The sequence below is a fragment of the Brevundimonas sp. EAKA genome (assembly GCF_000698025.1).
Taxonomy (GTDB): Bacteria; Pseudomonadota; Alphaproteobacteria; order Caulobacterales; family Caulobacteraceae; genus Brevundimonas; species Brevundimonas mediterranea_A.
Map to the genome: position 1 here is coordinate 1 of NZ_JMQR01000068.1, position 16,126 is coordinate 16,126.

Sequence of the window (16,126 nt, forward strand, 5' to 3'; positions counted from 1 at the left end):
GGGTCTGGGCGTCGCCCTGGAAGGCGCGGGCGTCCACCGCCTGGTCGCCGTCGTTGGCGTTGGTGGTCGACATGCCGCCCTGGCTGAAGGCCCAGATGGACAGCAGAAGCACCGCCGCCGCCCCGCCGGAGAGGATCAGCAGCCACAGAATGCGCACGCCGGACCGGCCCTGGCGGGTGGACTGGGCGTCGATCGGCCGGTTGGATCGATCCGCGTCCGTTATCTTCGTCTGGGGGTCTTGGTGGCTCATGCTCGGCCTCCCTTGTTCTGTTTTCTGGTCGCGCCTCAACGCCCTGCCGTTGGCGACGTTCCGATTGACGCGCGGCTCCGGCGAACCTTGTTCGTGGGAAGGCGAAAAATTGCACGCAACCTCTGGAACCACTCTCCCGGCCTGCCGTTATCGGCATGCGGAGGCGGCGACGCCCCCCCGACTTGAGATTGGCGAAAGCCAATCTGTCGCCTCCGCGCCTCATTCTCGATGATGCCACTTGAAGGCGGCCCGCAGGGGTCGCCTTTTTCTTTTCGCTCTCGACCGCCGGGGGCGGCAGGGTCAGGATGGCCTCAAAAGACAATCCTAGGAGATAGACGCATGGCTTTGAACGGCAAGACGAACCGCCAGTGGGTGCTGCGCCAGCGGCCCAAGGGTCTGATTCAACCGGGCGACCTGGAACTGGTCGAAAGCCCGATCCCGGATCTCAAGGAGACCGAGGTTCTGGTCCGCACCGTCTATCTGTCGCTGGATCCGACCAACCGCACCTGGATGAACGATTCCGAGGGTTATCTGCCGCCGGTGGGTCTGGGCGAGGTCATGCGCGGCCTGACCCTGGGCGTGGTCGAACACAGCCGCTCCGACCGGTTCAAGGTCGGGGACGTGGTCATGCCCGCCTCGGCCGGCTGGGCCGATTACGCCGTTGTGCCCGAGGGCGGGCTGCGTCCGGTCCACCGTGCGCCAGGCCTGCCGTTGACGGCCAATATGTCGGTCCTGGGCATGACCGGCCTGACAGCCTATTTCGGCGTCACCGACGTGCTGAAGGCCAAGGCCGGCGAGACGATCGTGATCTCGGCCGCCGCCGGCGCCGTGGGCTCCATCGCCGGCCAGATCGCCAAACAGCGCGGCTGCCGCGTCATCGGCATCGCCGGCGGACCCGAGAAATGCGCCTGGCTGACCGACGAACTCGGCTTCGACGCCGCCGTCGATTACAAGAACGAGGATGTCGGCGCGGCCCTGGATCGGCTGGCGCCGGACGGGATCGATCTGAACTTCGAGAATGTGGGCGGCGACATCATGATCGCTGTCTTCAACCGGCTGAAGGTGCACGGCCGGATGGCGGTGTGCGGCCTGGTGTCGTCCTACAACGCCACCAAGGCGCCGCCGTCGCCGAACTTCGCCCGCATCATCACCCACCGTCTGACCGTCCAGGGCTTCCTGGTGCTCGACTACGCCCCGCGCGCCCGCGAAATGGTCGCCGAGATGGGACCCTGGCTGGCCGAGGGCAAGGTGAAGTGGAAGGTCCACGTCGATGACGGGCTGGAAGGGGCGGTGGAATCGCTGAATCGCTTGTTCACCGGCGATCACGACGGCAAGCTGCTGGTTCGCGTCTCCGAAGAACCTGCCTGAGGATATCCATGAGCGACCCCCTGCTCGTCCATTACGAGGATCTGGAGACGGGACAGGTCGTGCCCCTGGGCGCCTGCGCGGTCGATCCGGCCGCGCTGGACGTCTTCGTCGAGCGGTTCTCGCCCGGCTGGGACGCCGCCTATGGCGCGCCGGACGCCATGGTCTACGCCCTGTGGAGCCGGCTGGCGGCCGAGAAGGCCGGCGGCTGGGCCCAGACCAAGGTCCTGGCCGTGGACGGTCTGCGCTATCTGCGCAATCCCCCGCCGGGCGAACTGCTGCGCGGGCGGATGACGGTGATGGGCAAGGATCCGGTCGGAGACGAGAAGGGCATCGTCATCGCCTCGCACGACCTGCTGGATGAAGGCGGTCGGCTGGTCTTCTCCTGCCTGACCCGCGCCGTCTTTTCGCGCCGCTGAAACGCAGAACGCCCCGCCGGCGAACCGGCGGGGCGTTCCATTTCGATCGGACGGCGGGTCTTAGTTGACCGTGCCCGGGGCCTGGCGAAGGAAGGCCAGGGCGATCAGGCGGTCCCAGCCCAGCAGCGACACCAGGTGGGCGTAGATCTGGCCCAGGGCGCCGTTGTCGCGCAGTTCGGCCAGCTTTTCGGCCGGCAGGGCGCGGAGCTTGTCTTCCGACACGGCGAAATACTCGGCCAGCTTCTGCGGCGCGCCCGGCGTGCCGTCCGGGTTGCGCGGCGTGAAGACGGCTTCACGCACGTCCAGCAGATCCAGGTCGTTGATCAGCTTGACGAAGGCCTCGGTGCGCTGACGCTCCTGCTCGAAGTTGTTGCAGAACTCCATCGCCATGGTGGTGTAGTCGCTGGCCTGGCCGTTGACGAACAACGGGTTCTGGCCGCCCTCGGCGACGATCTCCGCGCCGCGGTCGATGCACAGGATCAGGCGCTGGTTCTGCTTGTCGTCGGCGAAGACGAACGGATAGCGGCGCACATAGGCCGGGATGTAGGCGTCGGGACGGAACTCGCCGTCGGCCGCCACGAACAGGTTCTCGCCCTGGCGCAGGCCCATGACCACGACCGGCTGGCGGTTCTCGCCGGTGAAGATCACCGGATAGGACAGGGCGGCGGCGGCGAACTCGGTCACCGTCAGCGGCACGACATTGGTCTGGCCGACGAAGGCGTAGGGCTTGTCGGCCGGATTGACGCCCAGCGCGCCGTGCAGGCCCGGATCCAGCGGCTCGGGGTTCTTGTAGAAGAGGACATTGCCCTCGAGCGGCGAGTTGGTCGTGTCGGTCATGAGAAGCCAGGCGCTCTGGAATGGAAACGAGGCGGGCCTTCTAGCCCAAGCGCGTCCCAGCGGCAAACGGAGGCGACGCCCGGCGGCGTCTCATGTTGCGGCCAGGCCGCTCAGCCATTAGCTGTGGCGCATGACCTCCACCTGCGACCACGATCACGATCATGCGGGCCTGCACGGCGCGGCCCTGATCCGCGCGCTGGAGGGGGCGGAAGCGCGCATGACGGCGGCGGGCGAGCGGATGACGCCGCCGCGTCGACGGGTGCTGTCCCTTCTGCTCGAGACCGGCGAGCCGGTGAAGGCCTATGACCTGATCGCCCGCTTCGGCGAGGACGGCCAGGCCGCCAAGCCGCCTACCGTCTATCGCGCTCTGGAGTTTCTGGAACGCCAGGGCATGGCCCACCGCATCGCCTCCATCAGCGCCTATGTCGCCTGCGCCGGACATGAAGAAAACACCGCGGCCCATGCGGCGGCCTTCCTGATCTGCGACTGCTGCGGGGCGACGCGCGAGATCAACGGGCCGGACCAGGGCGCCATGGACGCCGCCGCCGCCGCCGCCGGCTACGCCATCGCCCGCACCACCATAGAGGCGCACGGACTCTGCGCCGCCTGTCGTCAGGCCGCATGATCATGGATGCTGCGCTGATGTCCCCGCCCCGTCGACTCAGCGTGCCGATCAACAATCACTGGGGCGCGGGCCGGATGTCCGTGATGGACTTCGGCGACCCGAAGCGGCCCGTGGACCTGATCTTCTCCCACGCCAACGGCTTCAACGCCGCCACCTATCGCAGCCTGCTGTCGCCCCTGTCGGCCAGTCTGCGGATCTGGGCTCCGGATCTGCGCGGTCACGGCGGGTCGGACCTGCCGGTGTTCGCCCGGCCCAAGTCCAGCTGGCTGGATCACCGCGACGACATCCTGGCCCTGATCGAGGCCATCGACGGGCCGCCGGTGGTCCTGGCCGGCCATTCGATGGGCGGAACCGCCTCGCTGCTGGCGGCGGCCGAACGGCCGGATCGGGTGTCGAGCCTGGTCCTGTTCGATCCGGTGATCTGGCGGCGCGCGGCGGTCTTCGCCTTCAACCTGCCCTTCGCCCACCGGCTGATGAAGGACATCCCCATCGCCAGGGCCACACGCCGCCGTCGCCCGGTGTTCGACAGCCGCGAACAGGCCATGGCCGCCTATCGCGGACGCGGCGCCTTCAAGGGCTGGCCCGACCGGGTGCTGGCCGACTATCTGTCCGAGGGCCTGGTCGAGACGCCGGACGGTCTGACGCTGACCGCCACCCCGGTCTGGGAGGCCGCCAACTACGCCGCCCAGGCGCATGATCCCTGGCGGGCCCTGCGCCGCTATCCGGGGCCGATCCATATTCTGAAGGCCGAGCACGGCGCCCTGACCCATGTGCCGGTCGCGCCGCGCGGCCTGCCGAACGTGACGGTCGAGGTGGTCGCCGGCGGCGGCCATCTGTTCCCCATGACCCATGCCGACGTCGCCCGCGACGCCCTGTTCGAGGCGGCGGTCTGAGGGCGGACGATTAATCGGGGGACAGGCGCCGAGCCCCATGATAAGGGCGCCGCTGAGCATAACTCCCCGAGACGTCCCGCTTGTCCTTCTTTCACGCCGGTCCCGCGCCCAAAGGCGCCGGCCCCCGATCCGGGGGGTTGCGGGACGGTTTGATCCTGACGCCGGGAATGAAGGTCGGGCTGTTCGGCGGCTCCTTCAATCCGGCCCACGACGGTCACGCCCATGTGGCCGAGACGGCCATGCGCCGCCTGGGCCTGGACCGGGTCGTCTGGCTGGTCTCGCCGCAGAACCCGCTGAAGGACGCCCGCCACAGCGCGCCCCTCTCCGAACGCATGGCTTCGGCGCGTGAACACGCCCGCGGCCCGTCGATGATCATTTCGGATTTCGAGACTCGCACCGGCGTGGCCTGGACCGTCGACACCCTGCGCCTGCTGGTCGCGCGGCATCCCGGCGTGCATTTCGTCTGGCTGATGGGGTCGGACAATCTGGCCAGTTTCCATCGCTGGCGCGGCTGGACCGACATCATGCGGCTGATGCCGGTGGCGGTGATCGCCCGGCCGGGCTCCCTGCTGGACAGCCGCACCGCCCCGGCGGCCGCGCGGTTCGCGACCTTCCGCGTTCCGGCCGAACAGGCGGGCCTGTTGCCGACCCTGTCGGCGCCCGCCTGGACCTATCTGACGGCGCCGCTGAACCCCCTGTCCTCGACCGCGATCCGCACCGGGACCGGACGACGCGCGGCCTCGTGATCGGGGCGCCGGTTCACGGACCGGCCTATCCGTGCTAGAGGGCTTCTTTAGTCAATGCTCCTGGAGCCCTCCGCTGACCCCCTCGCCCGCGTATGATACGCAAGACGCCGCCGTTTCGAACACGGCGCACGAGATGGATGCCATAGAACCTCTGCATTCCGAAGACGGCTTTGAATCCGACGGCGCGCCCAGCGCCTTCGGCGATTCCGCACCGCGCCCGATCGGCTCGACCCCGCTTGAAGAAGCCATTCTGAGCCGCCTCGACGAGGACAAGGCCCAGGAGATGGTTCTGATCGATCTCAAGGGCAAAAGCGCCATGGCCGACACCATGATCGTGGCGTCGGGCCGGTCGCACCGCCATGTCGGCGCCATCGCCGACCACCTGCTGCGCACGCTGAAGGAACAGGGCCTGGGCAAGGCCAAGGTCGAGGGCCTGCCGCATTGCGACTGGGTCCTGATCGACGCCGGCGACGTGATCGTGCATCTGTTCCGCCCGGAAGTGCGCACCTTCTACAATATCGAGAAGATCTGGGCCGTCGATTCCGCCCACCGCATGGTCCGCGACTGAGACCGTGAGGCTGGGGATCGTCGCCATCGGCCGACCGGGCCGAGGGCCAGAGGCGACCCTCGCCGACGACTACGCCAAGCGCGCCACCCTGTCCGGACGCGCGCTTGGCCTCGGCCCCCTTGAACTGATCGACCTGGAAGCCAAGAAGCCGGGCAAGGGGCCGGAGGCCGAACTGATCCTCGCGGCCGCGGAAGGGTCGCATCTGATCGCCTGCGACGAGCGTGGAAAGACCTATTCGTCGCGCGCCTTCGCCGACCATGTCGCCAAACTGCGCGATCAGGGCGAACGCCGTCTGGTCTTCGCCATCGGCGGGGCGGACGGGCTGGACGACAGCGTGCGCGCGGCCGCCTCCTCGACCCTGGCCTTCGGTCCCCAGACCTGGCCCCACGCCCTGGCCCGCGCCATGCTGGCCGAACAACTCTATCGGGCCGTGACCATCCTGGCCGGATCACCCTATCATCGCGACTGACATGGGTCGCGCCGCCACACTCTCTCTCGCCCTGCTGACGGGCCTCGTGCTCGCCGCGCCCGCCGTGGGCCGGCAGGCGCCTGAAAGCGAGCTGGCCCGCACCCAGGCCGAATACCGCGACGAGGCCGTGCGGGCGCGCCGCCTGCGCGCCGACGCCGATGCGGCCAAGTCCGAACTGGCCCAGCTGGAGCGACGCCTGGCGGCCTTGCGCGCCGACGAACGGACCGACGACCGCCAGATCGACGACCAACGCGCCCGCCTGCGCCAGCTCAGCGAACGCGAGGCCGAACTGGTCACGAACCTGGCCCGGGAGCGCGGGGCCCAGGGTCGGCTGCTCAGCGCCCTGCAGATGATGAGCCGTCGCCCCCCGCCGCCCCTGCTGATACCGGCGGACAAGGCGGTGGATACGGTGCGCGCCTCCATCCTGCTTCGGGCCATGACGCCCGACCTGGAAAGGCGCGCCCAGGCCCTGGCCGCGCGTCAGGCCGAGATCATGCGCATCCGCCGCCTGGCGGTCCTGTCGTCCGAACGGCTGCTGACCACGGAAAGCGCCCAGGGCGACCGCCGCGCCGAGATCGAGGGGCTGACGGCGCGCAAGACCGCCCTGACCGCCGTCCTGAACGCCGAGGCCCGCACCGCCGAACGCGCGGCCCGCGTGCTGGAGAGCCGTATCCGCGAACTGGGCGGCGACGTCCCCGCGGCCGAGACGGCCGAGGCGGCGCCCACGCGCCTGCCCGCCGGCCGCACCCGCCTCAGTTCGCCCGCCCAGGGCGCGCCCAGCCAGACCTGGGGGGCAGGGACCTCGGGGTGGCGCTGGCGGGCCGACCGCGCGGCCGTGACCGCCCCCGCCGACGCCAAGGTCGCCTACGCCGGCCCCCTGACCGGCTGGGGCCAGGTGGTGATTCTGGATCTCGGCCCCGGTTGGCGGGCGGTCATCGCCGGGCTGGAAAGCGTGGACGTGGCGCACGACGCCCGCGTCTCGGACGGCCAGACCCTGGGACGCAGCGGCCCCGACGGCGACGTCTATTTCGAACTGCGGCGCGAGGAACGGCCCATCGATCCCGGTCCCTGGCTGAAATAGGCTCCGACAGGGCGTCATTTGCGGCCTCTTGCCTCTGACGGCGAGTTGGGAGGCGGCGAAATGGCCGAGATGCGATAAGGCCTTGCTTTCCAACCTGACGCTGATTTTATCGGCGTGACGCTGCGCCGCCACGATTTCGTCGTGTCTGCGGGGCCTTACCCTTGCAACGGGCGCCTTTCATGATCGGCCCGACCGAAAGAGACCGAATGCGTAAACTGCTTCTCGTCGGCTGCGCCGCCCTGGTTCTCGGCGGCTCGGCCGCCGTCGCCACCAGCCAGACGCCCCGCAACGAAACCTTCCGGATGCTGGAGCTGTTCGGCGACGTGGTCGGCATCGTCGAGCAGGCCTATGTCGTCCCGGTCGACAACAAGAAGCTGATCGAAGCCGCCCTGGCCGGCATGATGACGGCGCTGGACCCCCACTCCAACTATCTGCCGCCGTCCAACTATGACGAGCTGCGCGAACGGACCGAGGGGCAGTATTCGGGCGTGGGCCTGACCATCACCTCCGAGGGCGGCCTGGTGAAGGTCATCTCGCCGATGGACGAAAGCCCCGCCGCCAAGGCCGGGGTTCAGGCCGGCGACGTCATCTCCTCCATCGAGGGCCAGAACGCTTCCGGCCTGACCGTCAGCCAGGTGTCCGAGAAACTGCGCGGATCCGTTGGCACCAGCGTACGCGTCACCTTCCTGCGCGACGGCGAGGACCCGCTCGAGGTCGTCCTGACCCGCGAGATCATCAAGGTTCAGTCGGTCACGGGCCGGGTCGAAGGCGATTTCGGCTATCTGCGCGTCTCGACCTTCAACGAGAACACCGGCCGCGAACTGACCGAGGCCATCGCCAAGATCAAGGCCGAGAAGCCCGGCGTGAAGGGCTATGTCCTGGACCTGCGCAACAACGGCGGCGGGCTGCTGAACGCCGCCATCGACGTGTCGGACGCCTTCCTGGAGCGCGGCGAGATCGTCAGCCAGCGCGGTCGCAAGCCCGAGCAGATCCAGCGCTATTCGGCCAAGCCCGGCGACCTGACCGGCGGCCTGCCGGTGGTGGTCTTGGTCAACTACGGCTCGGCCTCGGCCTCGGAAATCGTCGCCGGCGCCCTGAAGGACCATGAGCGGGCGACCATCGTCGGCCTGACCAGCTTCGGCAAGGGGTCGGTCCAGACGGTGATCCCGCTGCGCCAGGGCCAGGACGGCGCCCTGTCGATCACCACGGCCCGCTACTACACCCCGTCCGGCGCCTCGATCCAGAAGATCGGCATTGAGCCGGATCTGGAGGTCGCCCGGTCCGAGGCCGAGGCCCGCATCGTCTCGCGCTCCAGCTTCATCTATTCCGAAGCCGCCTACGCCACCGCCCTGGACTCCTCCATCGGCGCGGAACGCAAGGGGCCGCACACGCCGCGCGAGGCCCCGGGCAAGGACTTCGACAAGGAGAAGGACTACCAGCTGCAACGCGCCCTGGACGTCCTGCGCGCCGGCGGCGACCTGTCCAAACTGTCCGCCCCGCCCGAGACCATCGTCGTCACCGAGCCGGGCTCCGAACCGAAGAAGGACGAGACGCCGGCCGAGACGCCTGAGGACTGATTTCGGCACGCGGGTTGCAAGCCTTTCCGCAACAGTCGCGTCGTCGACTATTTCGGAAAGGAGAATGTCTTGTCGATTTCGTCGGTTAGCAGCTTCCTTGGCAGTGTGGGCTCGGTCGGCCAGAGCGCATCGGCCGGGCAAAATAAGCCCACTTCGGTCCTTCAGAACGATCTTGACCAGATTCGTGAGAAGGGGCTCAGCGCCTGGGCGCATGAGCAGCAGATGGAGAAGCTCAAGGCGCGGCTCCGCGAGCAGGTCCTGTCGGACAAGAATATGAGCGAGCGCGACGTCGCCGCCCTGCCGAAGGAAGCCCGCGCCACGATCGAGGACGAGATCGCCAAGCTGGTCGCACAGAAGCTGCAGGAGGCGCTGGAGGCCAAGGTCAAGGACGCGGCCGCCCAGGGCAAGACGCAGGCCGTGCTGCTGAACATCTCCGTCTGAACCGGGATGGGGCCTCCGCCGTGCGCGCGGCGAGAGAATCTGTGGCGTTGGGATTCGACATTCCCCTTGTTTTCCTTCATAAGCCGCCGCTTCCGACGCAAGTGAACCTCGCGTCTCCACCCACACGACAGCTCTTTTGTCGTGCTACCGCGCTCCGCGCTGCTTGAGCACAGCCCATTCGGGCTCAAGCAGGCCGCAAGGCCGATAGCCCAAAAAAAGAGAACGAGGTGGGCGAGAACCCTCTGCCGACGTGATCGTCGCCAGAGGCCGTTGTCGTATGGAGCCGCTTCACCCGTCGCCACGAGGTAGTGAATGTTCGAGGCTCTGAACGAGCGGCTGACAGGCGTCTTCGACCGGATCACCGGCCGCGGCGCCCTGTCCGAAAAGGATGTCGCCGAGGCGATGCGCGAAGTGCGCGTGGCCCTGCTCGAGGCCGACGTCGCCCTGCCGGTCGTCAAGGAATTCATCGCCTTCGCCACCGAACGCGCCACCGGTGAAGAGGTCATCCGTTCGGTCCGCCCCGCAGACCAGGTGGTCAAGATCGTCTATGACGGCCTGATCGAGATGCTGGGCGGCGAAGAGCCGGTCCCGCTCAACACCAACGCTACTCCGCCCGCGGTGGTGCTGATGGCCGGCCTGCAAGGCTCGGGCAAGACCACGACCTCGGCCAAGCTGGCGCTGCGCCTGACCAAGTTCGATCGCAAGAAGGTCATGATGGCCTCGCTGGACACCCGTCGTCCGGCCGCGATGGAGCAACTGGCCCAGCTGGGCAAACAGATCGACGTCGCCGTCCTGCCCATCGTGGCGGGCGAGAGCGCCGTCCAGATCACGCGTCGGGCGCTGCAATCCGCCAAGCTCCAGGGCTTCGACGTCCTGATCCTCGACACCGCCGGCCGCATCACCCTGGACGAGGGGCTGATGAACGAGGTGGCCGAGGTCGCCGAGATCGCCAAGCCGGTCGAGACCCTGCTGGTCGCCGACAGCCTGACCGGCCAGGACGCGGTCCGCACCGCCGCCGCCTTCCACGCCCGCCTGCCCCTGACGGGCCTGGTCCTGACCCGCGCCGACGGCGACGGTCGCGGCGGCGCCATGCTGTCGATGCGGGCCGTCACCGGCCTGCCGATCAAATATCTGGGCGCCGGCGAAAAGGTCGATGCGCTGGACGTCTTCGACGCCCGCCGCGTCGCCGGCCGCATCCTGGGCCAGGGCGACATCGTCGCCCTGGTCGAGAAGGCGTCGCAGGACCTGGACCAGGCCAAGGCCGAGAAGATGGCCCGCAAACTGGCCAAGGGCCAGTTCGACCTGGACGACCTGGCCGGTCAGCTGCAGCAGATGAAGCGGATGGGCGGGCTTCAGGGCATCATGGGCATGCTGCCCGGCGTGGCCAAGATGAAGGGTCAGATGGCCGAGAGCGGCATCGACGACCGCATGATCCTGCGCCAGGAAGCCATCATCTCCTCGATGACCAAGGTCGAGCGCAAGAAGCCCGACCTGCTGAACGCCAGCCGCAAGAAGCGGATCGCCGCCGGCGCCGGCGTCGATGTCCAGGACGTGAACCGGGTTCTGAAACAGCACCGCCAGATGGCCGACGTGGTCAAGCAGATGGCGCGCGGCGGACCCAAGAAGATGCAGCAGATGGCCGCCATGCTGGGCGGCCTCGGCGGCGGCGGCGGCATCCCCGGCATGCCGGGCATGGGCGGCGGCCCCGATCTGAACCGATTGAAGGCCCTGGGCGGCGGCAAGACGCCGGAACCCAGCGCCGACGACCTGAAAGCCATCCAGGACCGCCTCGCGGGACTTGGAAACCCCCTCGGGGGCGGCGGACAACTTCCGGGAGGCCTTCCGGGCCTGCCGGGCTTCCCTCCCAAGAAATAACGACTTCCTAGAAAGAGACTGAAAATGCTGAAGATTCGTCTGGCCCGCGGCGGCGCCAAGAAGCGCCCCTACTACCACATCGTCATCGCCGACTCGCACTCGCCCCGCGACGGCAAGTTCATCGAGAAGGTCGGCAGCTACAACCCGATGCTGCCCAAGGACGGCGCCACTCCGCGCGTCGCCCTGAAGGTCGAGCGTATCGCCGAATGGCTCGGCAAGGGCGCCCAGCCGACCGACCGCGTCGCCCGCTTCCTGTCGCAGGACGAGACCCTGGGCGCCAAGGTGAAGTGGACCCAGTCCAACAACCCGAACAAGGCCCAGCCCGGCAAGAAGGCGCAAGAGCGCGCCGCGGAACGCGCCCAGCGCGAAGCCGACCGCCTGGAAGCCGAAGCCGCCGCCAAGGTCGAGGCCGCTGAAGCCGCCGCCCGCGCCAAGGAAGAAGCCGCCGCCGCCGCGGCTGCTCCGGCTGTCGAAGAAGCCCCGGCTGAAGAAGCGCCCGCCGCTGAAGCCGCCGCCGAAGAAGCTCCGGCTGCTGAAGAAGCAACCGAAGAAAAGACCGAAGCCTAAGGCTTTCGGTCTCGACACGATCAAGGCGGCGTCCTTCGACGCCGCCTTTTTCATGCGCTACTAGACCCTCTCCCGCTTGCGGGAGAGGTGGCCCGGCGATCGGCGCAGCCGATCCAGGGTCGGAGAGGGAAGTGTCGCGACACTTCCCCCATCGTCAGCCGTCTCGCTGCGCTCGACGAGCTGACACTTCCCCCGCAAGCGGGGGAAGATCTAGGACGACGGACACAGACCATGACCACGGACAGCAGATTGATCCTCGTCGGCCAGATCGGCGGCGGTTTCGGGGTGCGGGGCGAGGTGCGGGTGACCGCCTTCACCGCCGATCCCCTGGCCCTGACCGCCTATGGCCCGCTGCTGCGCGCCGACGGCACGGTCGCCCTGACCCTGTCCGCGACCCGCCCGGACAAGAGCGGCGTGGTCGGCCGGGCCAAGGAGATCGCCACCAAGGAACAGGCCGACGCCCTGCGCGGCCTGAAACTCTATGTTCCCCGCGACCGCTTCCCCGAACCGGACGAGGACGAATTCTATCTCGCCGACCTGCTGGGCGTCGAGGTCCGCGACACGGCGGGCGAGGTCATGGGCACGGTCAAGTCGGTCCAGAATTTCGGCGCCGACGACATGCTGGAGATCGCCGCCGCGACCGGCGGCCCGACCTGGTATCTGCCCTTCACCAAGGCAGCGACGCCCGAGCTGCACCTGGCCGACGGCTGGCTTCTGGCCGTCCCGCCGACCGAGGTGGGCGAGCGCGAGCCGGATTAGCTGTTGTCTTCGACCTCGGCGTCCGGGCCGTTCTTCTTGATGGAGTCGATGGCGTTCTGGGCCGAGGCCTTGGAGCTGTAGCCTTCGGTCGAGAACAGGGTCTCGGAATTGTATTTGAACCGGACTCGGAACTCGCCGGCCTTGTCCTTGTAGATCTCGAACTTGTGCGCCATCGGGCGTCTCCCTTCCTGCGACCTGTGATCGGTCACGGCCAAGCTGGCGCCGTCCTCGGTCCGTTTCCAGACACAAGTCCGCGACCAAATCGTGCCGATGACAGTTGCGAACCTCGCGCATGGCGCCGACATGGTTGTTCATCACCACGCCGAGGCCGAACCCATGACCGACCTGTCCGCCTTTCCGATCACCGGCCGCTGGCCGGCCCGGCATCCCGACCGGTTGCAGCTCTATTCCCTGCCCACGCCCAATGGCGTGAAGGTGTCGATCATGCTGGAAGAGGTCGGCCTGGCCTATGAGCCGCACTTCATCGACATCATGGCCAACGAGACCTGGGGGCCGGAATTCCTCTCGCTGAACCCCAACGGCAAGATCCCCGCCATTCTCGACCCGGACGGCCCCGGCGGACAGCCGCTGGCCCTGTTCGAGTCCGGCGCCATCCTGATCTATCTGGCGGAAAAGACCGGCAAACTGCTCTCGAACGATCCGGCGACCCGCTATGAGACGATCCAGTGGCTGATGTTCCAGATGGGCGCGATCGGCCCGATGTTCGGCCAACTGGGCTTCTTCCACAAGTTCGCCGGCAAGGACTATGAGGACAAGCGTCCGCGCGACCGCTACGTCGCCGAAAGCCGCCGTCTGCTGGGCGTGCTGGAAACACGGCTGGCCAATGATGGCGGCGCCCCCCGCGACTGGATCGTGGGCGAGGGCCGGGGCGACTATTCCATCGCCGACGTCGCTACGCTGGGCTGGGTCCGCAACCTGATCGGCTTCTACGAGGCGGGCGAGATCGTCGGCTTCAACGACTTCCCGCACGTCGCCGCCTGGCTGGAGCGCGGCCTGGCCCGTCCGGCGGTGCAGCGCGGGCTGGCGATTCCGGCGCGGGGCTGAACCCTCGCCCATTGGCCGCGTTGTCTCGCCACACCAACAGGAGCGCGACCGATGGGCATCTTCTCTTCGATCTGGAACAAGATCACCGGCCACAAACCGAAGACGGCCCCCGCGCCGTCGCCGAACGTCGGCGGCGCGCCCCCCACGCCGGGCGCTGCGCCCATTGCGACGGCGGCGCCTGTCCTGCCCCCGGTCGACGTCGAGGCGGTGCTCAGCGATCTGGCCGAATCCAGGGGGGGCGGCGGCAACTGGCGCACCTCGATCGTCGATCTGCTGAAGCTGCTGGATCTGGATTCCAGCCTGGCCGCCCGCAAGGAACTGGCCGAGGAGCTGAACGTCCACGCCGGCGAACACGGCTCGGCCGAGCAGAACACCGCCCTGTCCAGGGCGGTCTGGAACAAGCTGGCGGAAAACGGCGGCCAGGTCCCGGCGTCGCTGCGGGACTGAGGCGACCCGGCGGGGCCGGGGCGCTGGATCAGGCTTTCGGTCTGATCCAGCGCAGCGCGCCCAGGGCCGCGAAGCCGACGACCAGGCCCCAGAAGGCCGAGCCTATGCCGAACAGGGCGATCCCCGATCCGGTGGCGGCGAAGGTCAGGACGGCGGCTTCGCGCTCGTCGGCCTTGGCCAGCATGGCGCTCAGCGCACCCGTCAGGGCGGCGATCAAGGCCAGGCCCGTGATGATGGCCAGCACCGCTGGCGGCATGGCGATGAACAGTCCCGCCAGAGGCGCCGCGAACAGCGCCACCAGGATATAGAAGCCGCCATAGATCACCCCGACGATCCAGCGTCGCGCCGGATCCGGGTGGGCGTCCGGCCCGGTGCAGAGGGCGGCGGTTATGGCGGCCAGATTGACTCCGTGCGCCCCGAACGGCGCGGCGATCACGCTGGTCAGGCCCGTCGCCAGGATCAGGAGGTTCGCCGGGGGCGCATATCCGGCGGCCCGCAACACCACCAGGCCCGGCAGGTTCTGCGACGCCAGCGTCACCAGGAACAACGGCAGGCCCAGACTGGCGGCGACCTTCCAGTCAAAGGCGGGGATGACGGGCGACAGCGTCCCGAACAGGCCGGTCCCCGGCGGCAGGCCGATCTGGTTCCTGAGCATCAGCACGACGAAAGCCGCGCCCAGGACGGCGGGCAGGGCCCAGGCGGGCCAAAGGCGGCGCACGACGATGAAGACGGCCAGCAGGCCGGCCGCCAAGGTCAGCTCGTCGGGCGCGACCTTGAACAGTCTCAGCACGAAGGGCGACAGCACGCCCGCCAGCATGGCCGAGGCGACCGAGGCGGGGATTTTCTGGGCCAGCCGTCCCAGGACCGGCAACAGGCCGGTCAGCAGCATCAACACGCCCGCCACGACGAAGGCGCCGACGGCGTTGGCCCAGCCCAGCCCCAGAGTGGAGGCCGCGAGCAGGGCCGCGCCGGGCGTCGACCAGGCCAGGACGACCGGCATCCGCAGTCGCCAGCTCAGCACCATGCCCGGCACGCCTATGCCCAGGCACAGGGCCGTGACCATCGACACGATCTGGGCGGGGTGGGCGCCCAGCGCCTGACCCGCCTGCACCACCAGGGCCACCGTGCCGCCGAAGCCGACGACGGTCGCCACCGCCGCCGCCGAAACGGCGGACGGCGTCAGCAGGGGGGCGGACGGTTCGGAAATGGACAGGGGACGCCCCTATTCCTCGTCGCCGGCCAGACCCATCATGTGGAAGCCGGCGTCGACGTGGACGACTTCGCCCGTGGTCGACAGGCCCAGGTCCGAGCACAGCCACAGGGCCGCCCCGGCGACGCCTTCCATCGAGGTGTCTTCCTTCATGGCCGACATGGCGCGGCCCTGGCTGATCATGCCGCGGCCGCCCGAGATGCCGGCCAGCGACAGGGTGCGCATGGCGCCGGCCGAGATGGCGTTGACGCGGATGCCCTTGGGCCCCAGGTCACGGGCGATATAGCGCGTCGCCGCCTCCAGCGCCGCCTTGGCCACGCCCATGGTGTTGTAGTTTGGGATGGCCCGTTCCGAGCCGAGGTAGGTCATGGTGATCATCGACCCGCCGTTCGGCATCAGTTTCGACGCGCGCTTGGCCACGTCCACGAAGCTGAAGGCCGAGATGTTCATGGCCAGCAGGAAGCTGTCGCGGCTGGTGTTCTCGACGAACGACCCCTTCAGCTCGTCCTTGTTGGCGAAGGCGACCGAGTGGACGACGAAGTCGATCGTGCCGAACTCCTTTTCCAGCTCGGCGAAGGCGGCGTCCATTGAGGCGTCGTCGGTGACGTCGGCCTGGATCAGCAGCCTGGCGCCCACGCTCTCGGCCAGCGGCCGCACCCGACGCTCAAGCCCCTCGCCCAGATAGGTGAAGGCCAGTTCCGCCCCCTGGGCCGCCAGTTGCGAGGCGATGCCCCAGGCGATCGAATTGGCGTTCGCCACCCCCATGATCAGGCCCTTCTTGCCCTTCATGAGTTCGCCGGTCGGCATGTTCCAGCCTTCGGAAGCGGCCATGATACGTCTCCTGATGATTTGCGCGGAGGGTTAGCAGGCGCAGGCCACGGGCTCAACGTCTTCTCCCTCCCCCTGCGGGGGAGGGGGGCGGAGGCGTAGCC

Annotated in this window: 19 protein-coding genes and 1 pseudogene; 15 read left to right on the forward strand and 5 right to left on the reverse strand. The window is 68.5% G+C overall.

Annotated features, from left to right (window positions below; all coding sequences use genetic code 11):
• Positions 1–250: pseudogene (locus tag ER13_RS10765) on the reverse strand (hypothetical protein); the annotation flags it as partial.
• Positions 251–589: 339 nt separating this feature from the next.
• Here ER13_RS10765 and ER13_RS10770 point away from each other — a divergent pair.
• Both ER13_RS10770 and ER13_RS10775 read left to right on the forward strand, forming a co-directional pair.
• Entirely contained in the window at positions 590–1,618 is a 1,029-nt protein-coding gene (locus tag ER13_RS10770) for an NADP-dependent oxidoreductase (RefSeq protein WP_008263474.1), read from the forward strand.
• Positions 1,619–1,626: 8 nt separating this feature from the next.
• Positions 1,627–2,034, forward strand: a complete 408-nt coding sequence (locus ER13_RS10775; protein ID WP_008264307.1) for an acyl dehydratase — start codon at positions 1,627–1,629, stop codon at positions 2,032–2,034.
• Between the two features lie 60 nt (positions 2,035–2,094).
• On the opposite strand, the gene ER13_RS10780 is transcribed toward ER13_RS10775, so the two are convergent.
• A complete protein-coding gene (locus ER13_RS10780) occupies positions 2,095–2,871 on the reverse strand; it encodes a SapC family protein (protein WP_035309147.1) in 777 nt (258 codons plus the stop codon).
• Between the two features lie 130 nt (positions 2,872–3,001).
• On the opposite strand from ER13_RS10780, the gene ER13_RS10785 reads away from it, so the two are divergent.
• The 11 genes from ER13_RS10785 to rimM all read left to right on the forward strand — a co-directional run bounded on the left by ER13_RS10785 (position 3,002) and on the right by rimM (position 12,472).
• Entirely contained in the window at positions 3,002–3,496 is a 495-nt protein-coding gene (locus tag ER13_RS10785) for a Fur family transcriptional regulator (RefSeq protein WP_035309148.1), read from the forward strand.
• A gap of 17 nt (positions 3,497–3,513) precedes the next feature.
• Entirely contained in the window at positions 3,514–4,389 is an 876-nt protein-coding gene (locus tag ER13_RS10790; protein WP_231492530.1) for an alpha/beta fold hydrolase, read from the forward strand.
• A gap of 80 nt (positions 4,390–4,469) precedes the next feature.
• Entirely contained in the window at positions 4,470–5,135 is a 666-nt protein-coding gene (locus tag ER13_RS10795; RefSeq protein WP_035309151.1) for a nicotinate-nucleotide adenylyltransferase, read from the forward strand.
• A gap of 133 nt (positions 5,136–5,268) precedes the next feature.
• Positions 5,269–5,703, forward strand: coding sequence for a ribosome silencing factor (gene rsfS / locus ER13_RS10800; protein ID WP_008264216.1), 435 nt, complete (start codon positions 5,269–5,271; stop codon positions 5,701–5,703).
• 4 nt (positions 5,704–5,707) lie between these two features.
• A complete protein-coding gene (rlmH, locus tag ER13_RS10805) occupies positions 5,708–6,172 on the forward strand; it encodes a 23S rRNA (pseudouridine(1915)-N(3))-methyltransferase RlmH (protein ID WP_008262378.1) in 465 nt (154 codons plus the stop codon).
• Between the two features lies 1 nt (position 6,173).
• Positions 6,174–7,253: a murein hydrolase activator EnvC gene (locus ER13_RS10810; RefSeq protein WP_035309153.1), complete on the forward strand. Its 1,080-nt coding sequence runs from the start codon at positions 6,174–6,176 to the stop codon at positions 7,251–7,253.
• Between the two features lie 206 nt (positions 7,254–7,459).
• The gene (locus tag ER13_RS10815) at positions 7,460–8,830 is read left to right on the forward strand and encodes a S41 family peptidase (RefSeq protein ID WP_035309155.1); all 1,371 of its coding nucleotides are present in this window, start codon (positions 7,460–7,462) and stop codon (positions 8,828–8,830) included.
• A gap of 69 nt (positions 8,831–8,899) precedes the next feature.
• Positions 8,900–9,271 (forward strand): hypothetical protein, encoded by a 372-nt coding sequence (locus ER13_RS10820; RefSeq protein ID WP_035309158.1) that lies wholly within the window; start codon positions 8,900–8,902, stop codon positions 9,269–9,271.
• Between the two features lie 312 nt (positions 9,272–9,583).
• Positions 9,584–11,146 carry a signal recognition particle protein gene (ffh, locus tag ER13_RS10825; RefSeq protein ID WP_035309160.1) on the forward strand — a complete coding sequence of 521 codons (1,563 nt, stop codon included), beginning with the start codon at positions 9,584–9,586 and terminating at the stop codon, positions 11,144–11,146.
• A 24-nt stretch (positions 11,147–11,170) separates the two neighbouring features.
• Positions 11,171–11,713, forward strand: a complete 543-nt coding sequence (gene rpsP / locus ER13_RS10830; protein WP_008263068.1) for a 30S ribosomal protein S16 — start codon at positions 11,171–11,173, stop codon at positions 11,711–11,713.
• Between the two features lie 231 nt (positions 11,714–11,944).
• On the forward strand, positions 11,945–12,472 hold the full coding sequence (rimM, locus tag ER13_RS10835; RefSeq protein ID WP_035309162.1) for a ribosome maturation factor RimM: 528 nt from the start codon (positions 11,945–11,947) through the stop codon (positions 12,470–12,472).
• Here rimM and ER13_RS17970 read toward each other — a convergent pair.
• Positions 12,469–12,645 carry a YegP family protein gene (locus ER13_RS17970; protein ID WP_008260025.1) on the reverse strand — a complete coding sequence of 59 codons (177 nt, stop codon included), beginning with the start codon at positions 12,643–12,645 and terminating at the stop codon, positions 12,469–12,471. The two genes, rimM and ER13_RS17970, sit on opposite strands and share 4 nt — an antisense overlap.
• Positions 12,646–12,808: 163 nt before the next feature.
• Between ER13_RS17970 and ER13_RS10840 the strand changes: the two genes are divergently transcribed.
• Together ER13_RS10840 and ER13_RS10845 are read left to right on the forward strand one after the other, a co-directional pair.
• Complete coding sequence (locus ER13_RS10840) at positions 12,809–13,537, forward strand: glutathione S-transferase N-terminal domain-containing protein (RefSeq protein WP_035309174.1); 729 nt, start codon at positions 12,809–12,811, stop codon at positions 13,535–13,537.
• A 51-nt stretch (positions 13,538–13,588) separates the two neighbouring features.
• Positions 13,589–13,984, forward strand: coding sequence for a DUF3597 domain-containing protein (locus ER13_RS10845; RefSeq protein ID WP_035309165.1), 396 nt, complete (start codon positions 13,589–13,591; stop codon positions 13,982–13,984).
• A gap of 28 nt (positions 13,985–14,012) precedes the next feature.
• On the opposite strand, the gene ER13_RS10850 is transcribed toward ER13_RS10845, so the two are convergent.
• Complete coding sequence (locus ER13_RS10850) at positions 14,013–15,197, reverse strand: benzoate/H(+) symporter BenE family transporter (protein ID WP_348271535.1); 1,185 nt, start codon at positions 15,195–15,197, stop codon at positions 14,013–14,015.
• A 9-nt stretch (positions 15,198–15,206) separates the two neighbouring features.
• On the reverse strand, positions 15,207–16,001 hold the full coding sequence (locus ER13_RS10855) for an enoyl-ACP reductase (protein WP_164952750.1): 795 nt from the start codon (positions 15,999–16,001) through the stop codon (positions 15,207–15,209).
• Between the last annotated feature and the right edge of the window lie 125 nt (positions 16,002–16,126).

Coding starts and splice junctions, on each gene's coding strand:
- ffh (WP_035309160.1), top strand. CDS start 9,584: ATGTTCGAGGCTCTGAACGAGCGGCTGACAGGCGTCTTCGACCGGATC.
- ER13_RS10845 (WP_035309165.1), top strand. CDS start 13,589: ATGGGCATCTTCTCTTCGATCTGGAACAAGATCACCGGCCACAAACCG.
- ER13_RS10775 (WP_008264307.1), top strand. CDS start 1,627: ATGAGCGACCCCCTGCTCGTCCATTACGAGGATCTGGAGACGGGACAG.
- rsfS (WP_008264216.1), top strand. CDS start 5,269: ATGGATGCCATAGAACCTCTGCATTCCGAAGACGGCTTTGAATCCGAC.
- ER13_RS10815 (WP_035309155.1), top strand. CDS start 7,460: ATGCGTAAACTGCTTCTCGTCGGCTGCGCCGCCCTGGTTCTCGGCGGC.
- ER13_RS17970 (WP_008260025.1), bottom strand. CDS start 12,645: ATGGCGCACAAGTTCGAGATCTACAAGGACAAGGCCGGCGAGTTCCGA.
- ER13_RS10790 (WP_231492530.1), top strand. CDS start 3,514: ATGTCCCCGCCCCGTCGACTCAGCGTGCCGATCAACAATCACTGGGGC.
- ER13_RS10785 (WP_035309148.1), top strand. CDS start 3,002: ATGACCTCCACCTGCGACCACGATCACGATCATGCGGGCCTGCACGGC.
- rimM (WP_035309162.1), top strand. CDS start 11,945: ATGACCACGGACAGCAGATTGATCCTCGTCGGCCAGATCGGCGGCGGT.
- ER13_RS10770 (WP_008263474.1), top strand. CDS start 590: ATGGCTTTGAACGGCAAGACGAACCGCCAGTGGGTGCTGCGCCAGCGG.
- ER13_RS10780 (WP_035309147.1), bottom strand. CDS start 2,871: ATGACCGACACGACCAACTCGCCGCTCGAGGGCAATGTCCTCTTCTAC.
- rpsP (WP_008263068.1), top strand. CDS start 11,171: ATGCTGAAGATTCGTCTGGCCCGCGGCGGCGCCAAGAAGCGCCCCTAC.
- ER13_RS10840 (WP_035309174.1), top strand. CDS start 12,809: ATGACCGACCTGTCCGCCTTTCCGATCACCGGCCGCTGGCCGGCCCGG.
- ER13_RS10810 (WP_035309153.1), top strand. CDS start 6,174: ATGGGTCGCGCCGCCACACTCTCTCTCGCCCTGCTGACGGGCCTCGTG.
- ER13_RS10855 (WP_164952750.1), bottom strand. CDS start 16,001: ATGCCGACCGGCGAACTCATGAAGGGCAAGAAGGGCCTGATCATGGGG.